We start from the raw sequence: 16,913 nt of genomic DNA, 5'->3' as shown, positions 1-16,913 counted from the left end.
AGCCGAGGTTTTTTCGTGCCTCCTGGCCGCTGGAACGAGCTTGAATGGGGCAATAGCCGCAAGTCTTGCTAGACAAGTCTTGTTATGCAAGATAAGTTGTTGACATGGACGAATCGGGCGAGAAAATTGCGACGAATATACGCAAGGGAGTGTTGGAGTACTGCGTGCTGGCAATGCTTGCCCAACGCGAAATGTACGGCTTGGAACTCGCTGAAGCCTTGGTTGAACGGAATCTGACGGCCAGTGAAGGCAGCCTCTATCCGCTGCTGGCTCGGCTGAAAGCCGCCGGCCTGGTCGACACACGATGGGAAGGCGGCGACAGCGGGCGCCGGAGGAAGTACTACGAAATCACCCAACGCGGGTCCGAGCAGCTGGCTCAATTCGCGACAGTGTGGAATGAGATTTCTGGACAAGTGCAAGAACTATTGGAGGATCAACATGCGTAAGCCGAAGAAGCAGTCGCTGGTTGCCCGGTACTTGGAAGAACTGGATTCGGAACTGCGCAACTTGCCAGCCGCACAGCGCCAGGCGGTACTTGCCGATGTTGCCGAGCATATCGATGAAGCCCGCGGGGAGGGGCGCACCGATGCCCAGATCATTGATGCTCTGGGGTCCGTTAAGGACATCGCGGGAATGATGAGCGAATCCGTCGGCGAGGAGAAGGTATCAGGAGCGGATGCTCGCTACCGGCTCAAGGCTCTGGGTATCGCTGCGGTGTTCGTCGGCTTGCTCGCGGCCGCTGTTGATACATGGCTATACCCGTCCACCGGGTTGGAAGAGGTGTGGCCTGATTGGCTGCCGAGCTCATGGATCAACTATGGCATGAGCGCGGATTTCGGTGCAGGGCTCATGCTGTTGTTCATGATTCCAACTGCTCTGGTCGTCGTTGGCGCTGTGATTCCTTTGGGCAAAGGACAGGTATACAGGGTTCTGGCGGCCCTGGTTCTTTCGGCCGCCATCTTCCTACTGGGGCTGAACCTTGGAGTCTTCTACCTGCCGCTGGTGCTGGTGGGCTGGCTGATGGTGGCAGCAGGAGCAGCCAACAGGAACCCCGAGCGGCGCGTCAAGCAGATTTCCCTTGGCTGGCGGCTGCTGGCCGCGCTCGTGGTGCTGCTCGCTCCGGCGATGCTAATTGCTGGAATGGTGTCCGGGGCAGCTGTGGGCGACGGTTTCTCGGTTCCGATTGCGGCGGTGCTTGGTCTGTGCGGCGTGGGCGTTGCGCTGAACTGGAAGGCGGCGCATGCTGCACTGCTGGTGATCGGTGTGCTGCTGTTGGCGATGTCGGTATTCAGCATGGGGATGATGGTGCTGGCGGTCTGGCTGGCCGGTGCAATCTACCTTTTCCTGGGCCTGGTCGGGGTGTTGTGGCTGAACCCTGTGCGGTGGCTCTATCGCAAAAACTAGCTAGAAAGCTGAATGCCCCTTGCCAAAAGGCAAGGGGCATTCAACTGAGGCGCTAGCGGCTAGCGTGAAATCGTCTGATACTTCGGCAGAAGCACCGCCCGGTCCCAGACGTCAGTGGTCGAGGCCAGCAGCAGGCTTGCGCCAAGCATGTGGAAGAGGACCAGCAGGATTGGCAGGCCGGTGAAGTGCTGGGTGTAGCCGATGGCCGCCTGCAACAGGATCACCGCAACCATCCACCAGATCGAGGTGCGCAGTCGTGCATTGCCGCCAGCCTTGCGGGCAAGGATGACCAGCGCAATCGTCGCCAGGACCAGCATGTACACCGGCGCCGCGTGCATGCGAGTGACCAGCAGGGTGTCGAACATGTGGCGAGGCGCGTTGGCGTCGCCTGCATGGGGTCCGGTGCCGGTGACGACGGTGCCCAGGATGACCGCGATCATCGACAGGATCCAGATGGCGTAGGCCACGACCCGGATGTTCTTGGAGGTGGGCTCAGCCTGCTGCTTCTTCAGTTCCGCGCCGGTGCGGTTGACCAGCAGCGTTGCAAGGATGACCAGCGCTCCAGACAGCAGGAAGTGCAGGGAGACAACCCAAGGGTTCAGCTTGGTCCAGACGGTGATGCCGCCGATGACGCCCTGCGCTGGGATGCCTGCCAGCAGGACTAGGCCCAGGGTGAAGAGGGTCTTGTGGCTGGAGCGCATGTTCCAGATGGCCATGAGGAAAGCGATCGCAATGATCAGCAGGACGAAGGTCAGCGTGCGGTTGCCGAACTCGATGATGCCGTGGATGCCCATTTCAGGAACCGGGGTCATCGAGCCCGGGACACAATTGGGCCAGTTGGAGCAGCCGAGGCCGGACTTGGTCAGGCGCACTGCACCGCCGGTGACGATGATGCCGATCTGCGAGATCAGAGAGGCGATGGCCAGGCCGTGAACGAGGCGGGTGACCGTCGTCGGCAGCTTGTCTGACCAGCTTCGCGAAGCCAGGTCTGAAGACATGAGAATCTCCCTTTAGATTCGAAAGGTGGTTTAGGTCCACTTGAACTTCTTGATGCAGGCAAATGAGCCGACGACGGCCCACAGCACCAAGAAAATCAAAGCGGCAAGGTTGAAGTGGCCGTCGATGAGCGCGCTGCGCATGGCATCGCCCAGCGCGGCGGAAGGCAGCGCGTTCAAGGTCGGCTGGATCCAGGCGGGAGCCATGCTCAGCGGGTAGAGCACGCCGCCGGCGCCGGCCAGCAGGATCCAGGCGAGGTTGGTAATGGCCAGCGTGGCTTCGGGGCGGACGGTGCCGGCGATCAGCAGGCCCAGGGACGTGAAGGCCGCGGCCCCCAGCAGAAGGAATAAGATTCCGGGCAGAATGCCCCAGGCATTGGGTTCCCAGCCCATGAGCAGCGCGGCGATGCTGATCAGCACCACCTGAATCAGCAGCACCGTCAGCACCGCGATGACCTTGCCGAAGATCAGGCCGGTCTTGCCCAGCGGCGTGGTGGAGAACATTTTCAGCACTCCATAGCGCCGGTCGAAGCCGGTGCCGATTCCCTGGCCAGTGAAAGCGGTGGAGATGACGCACAGCGCGAGCACGCCCGGCACCGCGGCGTCGATGGTGCGGTCTGCAATATCAGAGATCAGGTCCGTGAAGGTCAAGACGAACAGCGCAATCATCGGCATGACGACTGCCAGGATCAGCTGTTCGCCGTTGCTGAGCATCTGCAGCGACTCGTACTTGCCCTGGATCAAAATGCGCTTGAGCGGGGATACTGCACGGGGTTCGGAAAGAGTTTGGCTCATGCCTGCTCCTCCTTCTGGGCAAATTCAAGGAAGACGTCTTCAAGGCTGCGTGCCTGCAGGTTCAGCTGCGTGGGCAGGATCTGTTCCCGCACCCACCAACTGGTCAGCCACTGCAGGTGATCCGGCGAGCTGACTCCGTCAAGCCGGTACTGACCGGCCGAGGTTTCGGTCAGGTGGAGGCCTTCGGGCGGCTGTGGGAGTGCCAGCCCGGTCCGTGCGCTGAAGGATACGGGGCGGGCGTCCTGCTCTTCCTGTGCTCGGGCGATGAGCTCGGATACGGTGCCCTGGGCTACCGTGCAGCCCTTGTCGATGATGTAGACGTAGTCGCTGAGCTTCTGGGCGTCGTCCATCAAATGCGTGGTCAAGATGATCGCCTTGCCAGCATCGCGCAGTTCGGCGATGAGGTCGAAGACTACCTGCCGGGACTGGGGGTCCAGGCCCGCGCTGGGTTCGTCGAGGAAGAGTACCTCGGGATCTCCTGCCAGGGCCACGGCCAGGGCGACGCGCTGCTTCTGCCCACCGGAAAGCCGACGGATGGTGCGCGAGCCGAAGGATTCGAGGTCAAGGCGCTTGATGATGACATCGATGTCGATGGGATTGCGATACAGGGACGCCACGTGCCGGAGCAGGGGAATGGGCCGCATCGACGGTGGAAGGCCGCCGTCCTGGAGCATCACGCCAACGCGGGCGCGGAGTTCGGGCTTGTCGCCATAGGGGTCTTGGCCCAGCAGTTCGACGGTTCCGCCTTCGGGGCGCAGCAGCCCCTGGGCACAGGCAAGCGTTGTCGACTTGCCAGCGCCGTTGGATCCTAGAAGTGTTGTGACCTGGCCTGGATAGGCCTTGAGTGAAACCGACTCCAAGACTCGCAGCATGCGGTTGTCCAAGGCCGGAACTGGACCTAGATCTTTGGCCAGCTCGTTAATGACAAGGCTGGGGGTTACAGAAGACACCACTGCATTCTACGCGATGTCGAAGTCATATTCTCTGAGTGCTATGTCACCAATGCTCGAGTTGTCGGCGTAATAGCGGGAGAATTGATGACGTAAGAAGCAGTTCGATATTTAGCTAGATCACTAGGCTGGAAAGCCCGCCCTTAGTAAGTCCTTCCTTACTAGACTGACGGCTAAAATTTACGCATGATTGTGTTGTGTATTCATCTAAATCAAACTCAGTGAGTGGCTCGGAAGCGGCAGTTGCCGCGGTTCCGGGTGATACGGAGGAACGCACGCGCGACCGGGTCCTGAATGCAGTTCTTGAAGATGGGCCGGTCAGTGCAGCTGAACTTGGAAGCAAGCTTGGCTTCACACCCGCGGCGGTCCGCCGTCACCTTGATGCCCTGTCCAAGGCTGGGCTCGTCGAAGTAAAACTGGTAGCCAATCAGAAGACCGGCGCAGGTCGCCCGTCTCGCAGGTACGTACTTTCCCACCGTGGCCAGGCCAAGCTCGGCAACGATTACTTGGAAATCGCCACGGACGCGTTGAAAGTGCTTGGCCAGGCGGCCGGCGAAGATGCGATTCGCAAGTTCGCCAGCGACCGTTTTGCCACGATGGAGGCCCGCTACGCCAAGGCGTTGGCCGGCGTTGAAGGGCTCGAAGCCCGCGCGGAGGTATTGAGCGAACTGCTCAGTGCCGACGGATTTGTGGGGTATACCCGCAAGGTTGATACGAAGGTGGCAACGGCTCTGATGCACAGCGTTCAGCTGTGCCAGGGACACTGCCCGATACAAGACTTGGCACGGGAGTTTCCGGTGTTTTGTGACACGGAAACTGAAATGTTCGCCCGATTGCTCGGGGTTGATGTGCGTAGGCTCTCGACTTTGGCCGGCGGCGGACACGTGTGTACGACTCACATCCCTGTGGGTCGTGAAAAGGCGCCAATGCGCGCCGAGAAGAGAACTCGAATTCAGTTCACGAAGCAGGAGAGGCCGCGATGACGGATCAGATTGCACAGGAGTCAGCAGACCCAGGTGTAATTTCCGAGATTCTGGAGAAGAACCCTGAACTCCAGGGAATCGGTAATTACGAATACGGTTGGGCCGACAAGGACGTTGCAGGCGCAAATGCACGCCGAGGCATCGACAAGGATGTTGTTGCAAACATCTCGGCTCTGAAGAGCGAGCCAGAGTGGATGCTGGACATCCGCCAGAAGGCTCTGAAGTACTTCGACCGCAAGCCAATGCCAACCTGGGGTCCAGACCTCTCGGGCATCGACTTCGACAACATCAAGTACTTTGTCCGCTCCACCGAGAAGCAGGCAACCAGCTGGGAAGACCTGCCAGAGGACATCAAGAACACCTACGACAAGCTGGGCATCCCAGAGGCTGAGAAGCAGGCGCTGGTTTCCGGCGTGGCCGCCCAGTACGAGTCTGAGGTTGTCTACCACCAGCTGCGTGAAGACCTTGAGCGTCAGGGCGTCATCTTCCTCGACACCGACACCGGCTTGAAGGAACACCCGGAGATCTTCCAGGAGTACTTCGGTTCGGTCATTCCAGCAGGCGACAACAAGTTCGCTTCGCTGAACACCGCTGCATGGTCCGGCGGCTCCTTCGTGTACGTCCCTAAGGGCGTCCACGTGGAAATCCCGCTGCAGGCCTACTTCCGCATCAACACCGAGAACATGGGCCAGTTCGAGCGCACCCTGATCATCGCTGATGAGGGCTCCTACGTCCACTACATCGAGGGCTGCACCGCTCCGGTCTACAAGTCGGACTCGCTGCACTCGGCTGTTGTTGAGATCATCGTGAAGAAGAACGCCCGCGTTCGCTACACCACGATCCAGAACTGGTCGAACAACGTGTACAACCTGGTGACCAAGCGCGCCGTCTGTGAAGAGGGCGCAACCATGGAATGGGTCGATGGCAACATCGGTTCCAAGGTCACCATGAAGTACCCAGCTGTCTACCTGGTCGGCGAGCACGCCAAGGGCGAGACCCTGTCGATCGCTTTCGCTGGCGCAGACCAGCACCAGGACACCGGTTCCAAGATGGTGCACATTGCCCCTAACACCTCTTCGGCAATTGTTGCCAAGTCGGTGGCCCGCAACGGCGGCCGTTCGGCCTACCGTGGCCTGGTCCAGGTCCGCGAAGGCGCCAAGGGCACCAAGAACTCGGTCGTCTGTGACGCGCTGCTGGTTGACCAGATCTCGCGCTCGGATACCTACCCATACATCGACGTTCGTGAAGACGACGTCACCATGGGCCACGAGGCAACCGTTTCCCGCGTTTCCGAAGAGCAGCTGTTCTACCTACAGTCCCGCGGCCTGGCCGAGGACGAGGCCATGGCAATGATCGTGCGCGGCTTCGTCGAGCCGATCGCCCGCGAGCTGCCAATGGAATACGCACTGGAACTGAACCGCCTTATTGAACTTCAGATGGAAGGATCGGTCGGCTAAGAATGTCGGAGACCACCACCCATATCCCAGAAGAGAAGGCGCGCATCGGCGCACCATCCATTCCTGGTTTCACCGAAGAGGGCGAAGACCTTTCGCCGATCAACGACAACACCAGCTCGCCTTTGGGCGGCTCTGCAGCCAAGGCCCACAGCCACGGCGGCGGTGTCGGTGTGCCTGACTCCTCGCGTGCAGGCCGTTTGACCAGCTACAACGTTGACGACTTCGCCAAGCTGACCGGCCGCGAAGAAGACTGGCGCTTCACCCCGCTTAAGCGCATCAAGGGCCTGCACACCGATGAGCTCACCGGCGCAGCGCCAAAGGTCGAACTGACCGGCAGCGACGTCGTCACCCTGTCCGAGGTGCCAGCCGATGACGTGCTCAACGGCATCGCCCACACGCCGGATGACCGCGTCTCGGCCAATGGCTGGAAGTACGCCACTACCTCTCAGGTAGTGACCATTCCAAAGAATGCCGAAGGCGAAAAGGCCACCCTGCGCATCACCGGCGAGTCGCTGGAAGCAGCCGCCCAGCACATCATCGTTGTTGCCGAGGAAAACTCGGAAGCAACCGTTGTTCTGGACCACGTTGGTTCGGCCGTGCTGGCACAGAACGTCGAATTCGACGTCCGCCCGAACGCACGCCTGACCGTCGTGTCCCTGCAGGCATGGGAGGACGACTCCGTCCATGCTTCCTCGCAGCAGGCACTGGTTGCAGCAGGTGCTTCCTTCAAGCACGTTGCAGTCACCTTCGGTGGCGACCTGGTGCGCGTGAACCCATCTGCCCGCTTCACCGGCGAACGCGCCGAGGTTGAGCTGTACGGCCTGTACTTCGCAGACGCCGGCCAGCACCTGGAGCACCGTCTGTTCGTTGACCACGCAGTGGCAAACTGCAAGTCGAACGTGCTGTACAAGGGCGCGCTGCAGGGCAAGGATGCCCACACCGTTTGGGTTGGCGACGTGCTGATTCAGAAGGCCGCCGTGGGCACCGACTCCTACGAAGCAAACCGCAACCTGGTTCTGACCGACGGCGCCCGCGCCGACTCGGTGCCCAACCTGGAAATCGAAACCGGTCTGATCGACGGTGCGGGACACGCATCGACCACCGGCCGCTTCGACGATGAGCACCTGTTCTACCTGATGGCCCGCGGCATCGACGAGAAGACCGCACGCCGTCTGGTGGTTCGTGGCTTCCTGAACGAAATCGTCCAGCAGATCGGCGACGAAGCTCTGCAGGAGCGTCTGACCGACACCATCGAATCCGAACTGGCTGCAACTGACAACTAGTCAGCGCCTGTCTTCATCAGCTTTTAGAAAGAAACGGAACGACGTATGTCTACTCTGGAAATCAAGGACCTGCACGTCTCGATCGACACCGAGCAGGGCGAGAAGGAAATTCTCAAGGGTGTAACCCTGACCATCAACACCAATGAGACCCACGCAATCATGGGCCCCAACGGTTCGGGCAAGTCGACCCTGGCGTCGACCATCGCCGGCCACCCACGCTACAACGTCACCTCGGGTTCCATCACCCTGGACGGCGAAGATGTGCTGGAGATGAGCGTTGACGAGCGCGCCAAGGCTGGCCTGTTCTTGGCAATGCAGTACCCAGTCGAGGTACCGGGCGTCACCATGACCAACTTCCTGCGCACCGCAAAGACTGCAATCGACGGTGAAGCTCCTAAGCTGCGTACCTGGACCAAGGACGTCAAGGAAGCCATGAGCAAGCTGAAGATCGATGCCGACTTCGCACAGCGCAACGTCAACGAAGGCTTCTCCGGCGGCGAGAAGAAGCGCGTCGAGATCCTGCAGCTTGAACTGTTCAAGCCAAAGTTCGCAGTTCTCGACGAGACCGACTCCGGCCTGGACGTCGACGCACTGAAGATCGTTTCCGAGGGCGTCAACCGCGCTCAGGACGAGAACAACATGGGCACCCTGCTGATCACCCACTACACCCGAATCCTGCGCTACATCAAGCCAGACTTCGTCCACGTGTTCGTTGACGGCAAGGTTGCAGAGCAGGGCGGTCCGGAACTGGCTGACCGCCTGGAAGAAGAAGGCTACGACCGCTACACCAGCGTCTCGGCCTAGTAAGGGAAATTCCAATGAGCGAATCGACCGAACAGCATCTGGGAGCCACCACGACTCCCTTGGAGGATGTCGAGGAAGCACTCAAGGACGTCATCGACCCCGAACTGGGAGTCAACATCGTCGACCTTGGCCTGCTTTATGGGCTGAAGTACGCCGACGACGGCGCACTGCTCTTGGACCTGACGCTGACCACCGCCGCCTGCCCGCTCACCGATATCATCGAGGAGCAGGTTGCCAAGGCGCTGGAAAGCGTTGTGGACGAGCACCGGTTGAACTGGGTCTGGATGCCGCCTTGGGGTCCAGAACGGATCACCGACGACGGTCGCGATCAGATGCGAGCCCTCGGCTTCAACATCTAGCATCGGCTAACTGAAAGGTGCCGGAAGAGAACTTGATTCTCTTCCGGCACTTTTTGCTTTGGGGCGTCTTTCGAGGTCCAGAGCTTCCTGCCGAGACGGCAAAGGATGGCGCTAGCCAAGTAGTTCATTACGCGCGTATAGTTTTCTGTAATTATTGTAGGTAAACCTAAAAGACTAGGAGTCGATGTTGAGCGACGCGCGGGACACCATCACACGGATTGCCAGACCGCTGGAGGACATCGAGGAAGCGCTCAAGGACGTGATCGACCCCGAACTGGGGGTGAACATCGTCGATCTGGGGCTGGTGTACGGATTACGCTATTCAGAAGAAAACGTACTCGAGATCGACATGACGCTGACCACGGCGGCCTGCCCGCTGACCGAAATCATCGAAGAACAGGTCTCGCAGGCACTGAAGCAGTTGGTGACCGTCTACCACCTGAATTGGGTATGGACTCCGCCATGGGGTCCTGAACGGATCACCGATGACGGCAGAGACCAGATGCGCGCCCTGGGATTCAACCTGTAGTCCGCGGCGCAACGACCGATTCGAAGGCAACTGCCGAACCGGTGCCGCCGGCGGCGGCCATAAGCGCTATAGACCGCTGCCCAGTGCGTGAGGCTGCGCGGGCCTGCCAGAATAATCGAGTCGTGAGAATTGCGCCGCTGGCTCCATAGGGGTGCCCCAGGGCCAGGGCCCCGCCCTGCTGGTTCACTCGCCGCTCGTCGATGCCCAGCTGGTCGAGGCAGGCCAACGCCTGCACAGCGAAGGCCTCATTGAATTCGATGAACGAATCTTCCTGCAGGGGAGAAGCGCCCATGGTCCTAGCAAGCCGTTCAAAGGCAGGCACAGCAGCCAGACCGAGGACCTCGGGATCGCAGCCTCCAGAAGCGGACGCAACGTATTTCAAGGCAAAACCGATCTCCAGTTCCTCAAGCAGCTGCCCGCTGACCAGCAGTACAGCCGATGCACCGTCGTTGATCGGACATGAATTTCCGGCGCTGACGCTACCGCCTTCGACGAATGCCGGCTTGAGCGCCTGCAGCTTCTTCATGGTCAAATTCGACCGCGGACAGGTGTCATTTACGACGAGTCCTGCCGAAGTCGGCACGGCAACGATCTCGGCGTCAAAAGCTCCTTGGGCCAGTGCCTGGAGGGCTCGTTGGTGGCTGCGCAGCGCGAAAGCATCCTGCCGGGCCCTGTCGATGCCGCAACGCTGCGCGATGTTTTCGGCGGCAACGCCCATGTCGGGATCCGGGTCGGGCGCCGGGGTGAAGCGCGCCCGCGAATAAAGGCGCGGCTGGATCATCGGATCGGTTTGCTTCTCCATGCGCCAGGGTGCCGTACTCACTGATTCGACGCCGCCGGCAATCACAGCATGGGCTTCTCCGCTGCGGATCATGCGAGCAGCCGATGCTATGGCTTCCAGTCCGCTGGCACACTGCGCGTCAATGCTGGTGGCTCCGATGCTGTTCGGAAGACGCGAAGACAGGGCGGCGACGCGTGCTATGTTGCCTCCGGGCCCCGCGGCGTTTCCGGCAAAGACATGGTCTATTCGTGCCGGGTCGATCTGCGACCGTTCGAGGAGTTCGTCAATGACGAGTCCCAATAGCTTCTCGGCACCGACGCGGGAGAATTCTTTTCCTGCCCGGACTACTGGGGTGCGCAGGGCAAGGACGAGATATGCGTCATTCATCGCAAGGCCACTCTCTTCACGACTAGTTCTTCATAATTCCGGTATCCGTGGACAAGTGACTTCCCGCTGGCAGTTGTCGGCCATGAGGAGAGCAGCACCAGTTCATGGGGGATCTTATATGTTGGCAGCTTACGCGCCAGCTGGTCTGCCAGTTCTTCCAGCGCCGCGTGGCCAAGGACGGCGTAGGCAACCAAGAGGGTTCTGCCGTCCCTGACTTCTGCATCGACTCTCACCCCGGGGAGCCCTATTTCGCCGAATGCGAGGGTGATTTCCTTGGGGTGGATGTTATTGCCGTGGATGTTGAACATTGATCCGCCCCGGCCTTGCAACTCCAGTTGGCCGCGGTGGGAAATTCGTCCCTGGTCGCCGATTCCGGTTGAGGTACCGCAGCGGTCGATCTGCACGGCTGTGCCTGCGTCGTAGCCGGTGGCGATAAAAGGGCTGTCGACAAAGAGCGAGCCAAATCCGGCGTTGGGCGATTGGTCGTGGATATGGACCTCGACTCCGGGGAAAAGCGTTCCTTTGAAGGTCTTGCCGGGTTCTTCCCGAGCGTGACGGTGTCGATAGGCAATGAGGCTGTGTTCACTGCTCCCGTAGTATTCGACGCAAGATTCAACCGATGGCAGCGAGAAGAGTCGGTCGACGGTGTCTTGCTGGAGCGGTTCGCCGCCGCTGACGACCGTGCGCAGCGACGCGAGCGATGAATGCTGAACCTCTCTGCAGACTCTGTCAATGATGGTAGGGACGGATACCAGCCGGGTGCACGCGTAAAGCTCCGCCAGCTCAATGAGGCTGCTCAAATTGAACCGGCCGGTGGCGATCATGGTGCCGCCGGTAACGATCGATTCCACCAGGGCGTAGAGGCTAAGGCCGTGGGAGACGGGGCCCGGGCAGATGGTCACGGCCGAAGGCACTGCTCCAAGCAGTGCAGCACCAGCGTGGATTGATTGCTGCCAAGAGTCTTGGGTTCTGACGATGGCTTTTGGAAGTCCAGTGGATCCGGAGGTGCAGATGACCAGCAGTTCACGCGACGCGAGATGCTGAGTCAGGGGGAGTAGCGGGTTGTCAGGACGGACCTTTGGCGGGTCGAGCTGGACCATCAATGATCCTGTTTCTTCTGCCAGCGGTACCTCTGAGATGACCGATCTGACACCAAGCTGTTGTGAGAGGCGAAGAAAAAGTTCACTCGGCCAGGCGGGGTCAAGAATGGCTAGAGACTTGTCAGCCAAGACCGAAGCAAAGAATCCCACAGCCATCGTCACTGGATCTGAGGTGCAGATTCCTACACGCGCCTCCTCCACATCCTGCAGCTGCTGAGAGAAAGCCTGAGCCCGGAGCGCAAGTTCGAGAAAGGTGAGTTCCTCGTGAACGTTCGCTACAGCGATTCGTTCTGGTGCGCTCCGGGCCCAAAACTCCAGAGAACTGGCGAAGTCCATGGTGCTACTTGAGCAGTCCGCGGTAGCTGCGGTGGACGGTCAGTGCTACCAGTGTGGCAACCACCGCCTTGAGCAGGTCTCCAGGAAGGAACGCGAAGGATCCAACTAGGGAGGTCTTGAGTTCCAGACCGGTGGTCATCGCGGTCCATGGAACACCGCAGGCGTAGATCACGATGACGCCGCCAAGAATTGTCGCGACCAAACCTGCGGCGATTTGTGCCGGCTTCGATTCAATGCGAATGACCCAGTATTTGAACAAGGCACCGATCACGAGCGAACCAAGCACCCAGCCCAAGAGGTATCCGCCGGTTGGGCCGAAGAGCACTCCCAGGCCGCCGCGGCCTCCGGCCAGCAGCGGAAGACCTGCCAGCGACAGAACCACGACTACCAGGGAGGCCATGGCGCCGCGCCATGGTCCCAGGACCGCACCGGCGAGCATGACGCCGAGCGTTTGCAGTGTGATCGGCACGGGCACGATGCCCAGGGTGATTGGCGGAACTAGTCCCATCGCGGCGATCAGTGCAGCGAAGATGGCGATATAGACGGTGTTCTTTGTCTGGGAAGGCCGAACGGTTGTTGCCGTCATGGTGATCTCCTTAGAAGGTGTATTGCCTTGGTGATGAAGTCAGTGGTGTCATTTGCCGTGGACGGAAGACGAATCGTAGCCTCGCGCATCCAATGCTTCGGCAGTCTCGTCGGCGATGCGCAGGGCTCGGATAACGAGTGGAACGCTAACCGCTAGGGGATTATTGCCTAAACCCCGTGCATGCTGGGCTTCTCGAACTTCGGAATAGACCCGCCGAAGCTCAGGGATGAAGCGGATGGCCATCGACAATGCCAGCGCGATCTGTGCAGGATTGGCTCCCAGATGCCGCAATGGCGAGGCAACGCGCTGGAAGAGGTCGAGCATCGCATTGAAACTAGTGGTGAGGCTGACCGAATACGCCAAGAGGCACAGCGTGAAGAGTCTGGTGACCGACACCGCAGCATTCAGCCAGCTCGTCTGCAAACCCAGTGCAATAAAGACGATTGCCAGGATGATCGACAAGGCAGTCAGTGGTCCGCGCAGTTGCGAGAGGCGGACACGCGCCGTGGCCAGAATGGCGATGCTGGCTGCCAAGAGGACCAATAGGACGGGCCACGAGCTGATGAGATACAAGGCGATGCTGATGACCAGCAGGCTGCCGAATTTCCAGCTCGCGGGGACTCGGGACAACCATGAAGTATTTTTTGCGGCGATCATGCTCGGCTCCACTGCGTGTAGTGCGCAATTGCTGGATCTGCCGGGCCGTCGAATGCCACCTGGCCGTCGGTAACCACTAAGACTCGATCGAAATCTTCAAGAATTTCGAGATCATGGGTGACGACGATGGCGCGCTGGGGGAGTCTTGCCACTTCTCGTTGGAAGCCCAATCGGTTGCGCAAGTCGAGCATGGTTGTTGGTTCATCAAACACAATGGTTCGTGGTTGCATGGCGATGACCGCTGCTAGGGCGACCATCTGCTGCTCGCCGCCGGATAGCGTGTGGCTTTCGCGATCGGCAAGGTGGGCGATATTCAGCTGAGCCAAAGTCTGCTGCACGCGAGCATCTCGTTCCTTGGCGCCCAGACCCATATTTTTAAGTCCGAAGGCAATGTCGTCTGCCACAAGTGGCATGATGATTTGATTTGCAGGATTCTGGAAAACAAAGCCGACGTCCCTGCGAATTTTCTTCGCATGCTTTGCCGTATTCAAACCGTCAACGTAGACGGCGCCCTGGGTAGGCAAGACAAGTCCGTTGATCAGCCGTGACAGCGTGCTCTTTCCAGCACCGTTGGCGCCGATGATGCCAATGCGGCGTTCATCGAGCGTCAGGGATACATTCTTGAGGACGTCTCTGTTTTCTACAGTGACGGTGACGTTCTCAAGTCGAATCTGGGGTAGGTTCACGGCGTTTCTGCGATCCTCTTATGCGTGCCGAAGATTCTGCTTCTACGTTAGCTTCGGCCGGTGTCGATAGTAGTGGTTGTTCCACTGCTAAAGAGCATACTTGATCACTGTTCAATTTTCTTGATCACTGTTCAAGTAACTGTCTATACAACAACGAATTGTTCGCAAAGTAGCAAGGCAGAGATGGCAATCATGATGATGCCCGAGCAGAGCGTGACGATCCGCGCTGCGGTCGGCCGCGAACTAAGCAGCAGCTGCGCTGCCTTGGCGACAGCGAAGTATACGAGTATCGATACGAGGAAATGACCGAGCCCAAAGATTGTGGTTTGGAGAGCCATTGGAACCGGGCTGCTGTCGTTCAGGAATTGCGGAATGAGTGCAACATAAAGCAACAAGGCCTTGGGGTTGGTTCCACTGGTGAGCAAACCCTTGAGGAATTTGGCGCGTGGTGATTCCGCAGTTTTTGTTGCTGGAGCCAGCGTCATCGTGCTAGTTGCGGTGTACGCTGTCGGGGCCTCCATCGATACTGGATCTTTAGAGTTCGTGCTGATGTCCAAGCCTGCGGAGTCCTGGTTGTAGAAGACCGCGGATTTCCAGCCGCGAATGGTGCTGATTCCCAGCCACAGCAAGTACAGAGCCCCTGCTGTTGTCAGCCAGGTTAGCAAGATTGGCGAGCTGGCGACGAGCGCGGCTATGCCGCAGACGAGCAACAGCGTATGCACAAGGTATCCAGACAAGAGTCCCCAAACCGCAGGAGCGTAGCGTTCCTTTTTGAGGACGGAGGAGATGATGTATGCCCAGTCTGCACCCGGGGTGCAAGCCAAAGTGGTTGACACAACCAAGAAAGTTGCGATCTGTGCAAGTTCCATCTGCGCTCTGACTCCTGCTGTTGAGAGAATTTCTGAACTCAAGACTATGAAAAAACAGCCGAAATGTGTTTGCTGAATTTCTCGGGTTAGTATCAGATTCCGCAATAAAAATCCCATTTGAGCCGATAGTGCGCAAAATCTTTGCGCTGTATCATGGCATTATGGATGATCTTGATCGTGCGATCTTGGCAGAACTTCAGCTCGATGGGCGAATGAGCGCCACTGCATTAGCTGAAAAGGTTGGGCTGTCGGTGGCGCCCTGCCATCGACGCATTCGCGAGTTAGAGCGGTCGGGAGTGATTGCTGGTTATCAGGCGGTTGTTAATCCGGACCGGGTAGGGCTGGGTTTTGAAGCGTTGGTCTTCGTGACATTGCGCGACAGGGCTCATCTCAAAGAATTTGAATCAGCTGTCGAAGCTGAGGAGCTGATCGTGGAAGCTCAGAGGCTTTTTGGCGAGCCGGATTTTCTTTTGCGAGTCTATGCCAAAGATTTGGCTCACTATCAGCTCGTTTACGATGAAGTGCTCGTTGGCTTGCCGGCGGTGGAGAAGCTCACGAGCACGATCGTGATGAGAAATATCAAGGGGCAGGCGGTTTTGCCGGTTTAGATTTGCTGAGGAGCCCTTGGGCTGTAACGTGCTGCCTTTGGCGTCAGTAATAGCGACAATCCCATAATTCCTGCGGCCAGCCAGAGGGCGTTGGGCAAGCCGATGTGGTCGACCATGAATCCAATTAATGGAGGCCCCGCGAGCATCGCGCCGTAGCCAAAAGCGCTGATGATGCTGACCGAATTTGGTCCAAGGCGGCTGCTTTGGGATGCTGCAATTGTCATCCCAACCGGGAAGCCAAGCGAGCTTCCAAGGCCCCACATGACGGCAGACAACCCGAGTGCCAGTGCTCCGTCGCCGAGAATAAACAGGCACAACCCGATCAGCCCGATGGATCCCATGATCATGAGTGTGCGCTGTGGACCCATGGCATCAATCATTCGACCGCCAGCAAAGCGCCCAGCGGTCATTGCCGCCACGAAAAGCGTGAACATGAAAGCTCCAGCTTCGTGATTCAAGCCGTGGCCGTCCACGGAGGCAACAGTAATCCAGTCGTTCGCTGATCCCTCGGCAAAGCTCAGCCCAGCTACCATGAGGCCGATGAGCAGCAAGGCTCCAAGTTTCTGATGGTTGGAACCTGACGTTTGGGGGGATTCCTGACTGTTCTTGCGGTAATTCTCGTTTTCCCAACCTTGGAGGCCGAACTGGGAAAGTGCGGTGAGGGAAACGATGATCAGGGCAACAATGGAGAAATGCCAAATAGTCAGCATGTGGAACCCGATGGTGGCTGTGGCAATGCCCGCGCCGGCTAATGTTCCCAGGCTAAAGAATCCGTGAAATATAGGCATTATGCTTCGATTCAAGTGTCTTTCAACACGAGCACCACTGACGTTCATCATGATGTCAAGGCAACCAAAGAATAATCCATTAATGAATAAAATAACAAAGGCGATGCTTGGTTCTCTTGTGACAGAAATTGCGAAACCAAGGGAAATGAGACAAATTGAAAGTAGAAGTGGCAAGTAAAGAAGTAATTTCTTCGTATTCAACTTGCGGCTGATGGCTGGAATGAGACCAATCCCGAGCAGCGTTCCGGTAGTCATGCAGAGCAGGAAAGCGCCTAGTGCAATCCCAGAGAAGTTGAATACTGCATCAATGACAGATAGCCGCCCTGCCCATGAGGCAAAGGAAAGACCTGCAATGAAGAATATAAGGTTGAGGCTCTGCTTCTCACTTATGCTCACTCGCGCAATGCTGCTAACCGCTTGAGCCATTTACGCCTTCGCCTTTCGATTAGTAATTCGGATTCAGTTTATCCCAACCTTGCGGAAATCCTAGTGATGTGGCAGACGAGGGGGCGTTTTAAGTTTCACTTCGATGGTGGTGCTCAGCGTATTCATAACT

Annotated in this window: 19 protein-coding genes; 9 read left to right on the top strand and 10 right to left on the bottom strand. The window is 58.5% G+C overall.

Annotation, left to right across the window (positions count from 1 at the left end):
- Window positions 1–104: 104 nt before the first annotated feature.
- Together AUR04nite_RS09865 and AUR04nite_RS09860 are read left to right on the top strand one after the other, a co-directional pair.
- Entirely contained in the window at window positions 105–446 is a 342-nt protein-coding gene (locus AUR04nite_RS09865) for a PadR family transcriptional regulator (protein WP_141364482.1), read from the top strand.
- Entirely contained in the window at window positions 439–1,404 is a 966-nt protein-coding gene (locus AUR04nite_RS09860; protein WP_170184165.1) for a DUF1700 domain-containing protein, read from the top strand. Before AUR04nite_RS09865 ends, AUR04nite_RS09860 begins: the two co-directional genes overlap by 8 nt.
- 59 nt (window positions 1,405–1,463) lie before the next feature.
- Here AUR04nite_RS09860 and AUR04nite_RS09855 read toward each other — a convergent pair whose 3' ends face one another.
- Genes AUR04nite_RS09855 through AUR04nite_RS09845 form a run of 3 tightly spaced genes read right to left on the bottom strand, consistent with a single transcriptional unit; the run spans window position 1,464 to window position 4,144 of the window.
- Window positions 1,464–2,402 (bottom strand): COX15/CtaA family protein, encoded by a 939-nt coding sequence (locus AUR04nite_RS09855; RefSeq protein ID WP_141364478.1) that lies wholly within the window; start codon window positions 2,400–2,402, stop codon window positions 1,464–1,466.
- Between the two features lie 30 nt (window positions 2,403–2,432).
- Window positions 2,433–3,194 (bottom strand): ABC transporter permease, encoded by a 762-nt coding sequence (locus AUR04nite_RS09850; protein WP_141364476.1) that lies wholly within the window; start codon window positions 3,192–3,194, stop codon window positions 2,433–2,435.
- Entirely contained in the window at window positions 3,191–4,144 is a 954-nt protein-coding gene (locus tag AUR04nite_RS09845) for an ABC transporter ATP-binding protein (protein ID WP_407646684.1), read from the bottom strand. Before AUR04nite_RS09845 ends, AUR04nite_RS09850 begins: the two co-directional genes overlap by 4 nt.
- A gap of 221 nt (window positions 4,145–4,365) precedes the next feature.
- Here AUR04nite_RS09845 and AUR04nite_RS09840 point away from each other — a divergent pair, with 221 nt between their 5' ends.
- The 6 genes from AUR04nite_RS09840 to AUR04nite_RS09815 all read left to right on the top strand — a co-directional run bounded on the left by AUR04nite_RS09840 (window position 4,366) and on the right by AUR04nite_RS09815 (window position 9,559).
- A complete protein-coding gene (locus AUR04nite_RS09840) occupies window positions 4,366–5,127 on the top strand; it encodes a helix-turn-helix transcriptional regulator (RefSeq protein WP_246055472.1) in 762 nt (253 codons plus the stop codon).
- Entirely contained in the window at window positions 5,124–6,584 is a 1,461-nt protein-coding gene (gene sufB / locus AUR04nite_RS09835; protein WP_141364470.1) for a Fe-S cluster assembly protein SufB, read from the top strand. Before AUR04nite_RS09840 ends, sufB begins: the two co-directional genes overlap by 4 nt.
- 2 nt (window positions 6,585–6,586) lie before the next feature.
- A complete protein-coding gene (sufD, locus tag AUR04nite_RS09830) occupies window positions 6,587–7,867 on the top strand; it encodes a Fe-S cluster assembly protein SufD (protein WP_141364468.1) in 1,281 nt (426 codons plus the stop codon).
- Between the two features lie 45 nt (window positions 7,868–7,912).
- Entirely contained in the window at window positions 7,913–8,671 is a 759-nt protein-coding gene (sufC, locus tag AUR04nite_RS09825) for a Fe-S cluster assembly ATPase SufC (protein ID WP_141364466.1), read from the top strand.
- Window positions 8,672–8,685: 14 nt separating this feature from the next.
- Entirely contained in the window at window positions 8,686–9,030 is a 345-nt protein-coding gene (locus tag AUR04nite_RS09820; protein WP_141364464.1) for a metal-sulfur cluster assembly factor, read from the top strand.
- A 187-nt stretch (window positions 9,031–9,217) separates the two neighbouring features.
- Window positions 9,218–9,559, top strand: a complete 342-nt coding sequence (locus tag AUR04nite_RS09815; protein WP_407646683.1) for a metal-sulfur cluster assembly factor — start codon at window positions 9,218–9,220, stop codon at window positions 9,557–9,559.
- On the opposite strand, the gene AUR04nite_RS09810 is transcribed toward AUR04nite_RS09815, so the two are convergent.
- The 6 genes from AUR04nite_RS09810 to AUR04nite_RS09785 form a co-directional block, all read right to left on the bottom strand.
- Window positions 9,549–10,727, bottom strand: a complete 1,179-nt coding sequence (locus tag AUR04nite_RS09810; protein WP_141364462.1) for a thiolase family protein — start codon at window positions 10,725–10,727, stop codon at window positions 9,549–9,551. The two genes, AUR04nite_RS09815 and AUR04nite_RS09810, sit on opposite strands and share 11 nt — an antisense overlap.
- Window positions 10,724–12,163: a class I adenylate-forming enzyme family protein gene (locus AUR04nite_RS09805; protein ID WP_141364460.1), complete on the bottom strand. Its 1,440-nt coding sequence runs from the start codon at window positions 12,161–12,163 to the stop codon at window positions 10,724–10,726. The genes AUR04nite_RS09810 and AUR04nite_RS09805 overlap by 4 nt, the downstream gene beginning before the upstream one ends.
- Window positions 12,164–12,167: 4 nt before the next feature.
- On the bottom strand, window positions 12,168–12,749 hold the full coding sequence (locus tag AUR04nite_RS09800) for a biotin transporter BioY (protein ID WP_141364458.1): 582 nt from the start codon (window positions 12,747–12,749) through the stop codon (window positions 12,168–12,170).
- A gap of 48 nt (window positions 12,750–12,797) precedes the next feature.
- Window positions 12,798–13,406 (bottom strand): energy-coupling factor transporter transmembrane component T family protein, encoded by a 609-nt coding sequence (locus AUR04nite_RS09795; protein WP_141364456.1) that lies wholly within the window; start codon window positions 13,404–13,406, stop codon window positions 12,798–12,800.
- Window positions 13,403–14,092, bottom strand: coding sequence for an energy-coupling factor ABC transporter ATP-binding protein (locus tag AUR04nite_RS09790; RefSeq protein ID WP_141364454.1), 690 nt, complete (start codon window positions 14,090–14,092; stop codon window positions 13,403–13,405). The genes AUR04nite_RS09795 and AUR04nite_RS09790 overlap by 4 nt, the downstream gene beginning before the upstream one ends.
- A 143-nt stretch (window positions 14,093–14,235) precedes the next feature.
- Entirely contained in the window at window positions 14,236–14,961 is a 726-nt protein-coding gene (locus AUR04nite_RS09785; RefSeq protein WP_141364452.1) for a LysE family translocator, read from the bottom strand.
- 161 nt (window positions 14,962–15,122) lie between these two features.
- On the opposite strand from AUR04nite_RS09785, the gene AUR04nite_RS09780 reads away from it, so the two are divergent.
- Entirely contained in the window at window positions 15,123–15,569 is a 447-nt protein-coding gene (locus AUR04nite_RS09780) for an Lrp/AsnC family transcriptional regulator (protein ID WP_141364450.1), read from the top strand.
- Here AUR04nite_RS09780 and AUR04nite_RS09775 read toward each other — a convergent pair.
- Window positions 15,566–16,783 carry an MFS transporter gene (locus AUR04nite_RS09775; protein WP_141364448.1) on the bottom strand — a complete coding sequence of 406 codons (1,218 nt, stop codon included), beginning with the start codon at window positions 16,781–16,783 and terminating at the stop codon, window positions 15,566–15,568. The two genes, AUR04nite_RS09780 and AUR04nite_RS09775, sit on opposite strands and share 4 nt — an antisense overlap.
- Window positions 16,784–16,913: the final 130 nt, after the last annotated feature.

It is taken from the genome of Glutamicibacter uratoxydans, assembly GCF_006539925.1.
GTDB classification, from domain to species: Bacteria; Actinomycetota; Actinomycetes; order Actinomycetales; family Micrococcaceae; genus Glutamicibacter; species Glutamicibacter uratoxydans.
Note: the sequence above shows the minus strand (reverse complement) of the source record. Positions and strands in the feature narration are given on the sequence as shown.

Coding starts and splice junctions, on each gene's coding strand:
- AUR04nite_RS09855 (WP_141364478.1), bottom strand. CDS start 2,402: ATGTCTTCAGACCTGGCTTCGCGAAGCTGGTCAGACAAGCTGCCGACG.
- sufB (WP_141364470.1), top strand. CDS start 5,124: ATGACGGATCAGATTGCACAGGAGTCAGCAGACCCAGGTGTAATTTCC.
- sufD (WP_141364468.1), top strand. CDS start 6,587: ATGTCGGAGACCACCACCCATATCCCAGAAGAGAAGGCGCGCATCGGC.
- AUR04nite_RS09860 (WP_170184165.1), top strand. CDS start 439: ATGCGTAAGCCGAAGAAGCAGTCGCTGGTTGCCCGGTACTTGGAAGAA.
- sufC (WP_141364466.1), top strand. CDS start 7,913: ATGTCTACTCTGGAAATCAAGGACCTGCACGTCTCGATCGACACCGAG.
- AUR04nite_RS09795 (WP_141364456.1), bottom strand. CDS start 13,406: ATGATCGCCGCAAAAAATACTTCATGGTTGTCCCGAGTCCCCGCGAGC.
- AUR04nite_RS09820 (WP_141364464.1), top strand. CDS start 8,686: ATGAGCGAATCGACCGAACAGCATCTGGGAGCCACCACGACTCCCTTG.
- AUR04nite_RS09810 (WP_141364462.1), bottom strand. CDS start 10,727: ATGAATGACGCATATCTCGTCCTTGCCCTGCGCACCCCAGTAGTCCGG.
- AUR04nite_RS09780 (WP_141364450.1), top strand. CDS start 15,123: ATGGATGATCTTGATCGTGCGATCTTGGCAGAACTTCAGCTCGATGGG.
- AUR04nite_RS09775 (WP_141364448.1), bottom strand. CDS start 16,783: ATGGCTCAAGCGGTTAGCAGCATTGCGCGAGTGAGCATAAGTGAGAAG.
- AUR04nite_RS09865 (WP_141364482.1), top strand. CDS start 105: ATGGACGAATCGGGCGAGAAAATTGCGACGAATATACGCAAGGGAGTG.
- AUR04nite_RS09805 (WP_141364460.1), bottom strand. CDS start 12,163: ATGGACTTCGCCAGTTCTCTGGAGTTTTGGGCCCGGAGCGCACCAGAA.
- AUR04nite_RS09850 (WP_141364476.1), bottom strand. CDS start 3,194: ATGAGCCAAACTCTTTCCGAACCCCGTGCAGTATCCCCGCTCAAGCGC.
- AUR04nite_RS09800 (WP_141364458.1), bottom strand. CDS start 12,749: ATGACGGCAACAACCGTTCGGCCTTCCCAGACAAAGAACACCGTCTAT.
- AUR04nite_RS09785 (WP_141364452.1), bottom strand. CDS start 14,961: ATGGAACTTGCACAGATCGCAACTTTCTTGGTTGTGTCAACCACTTTG.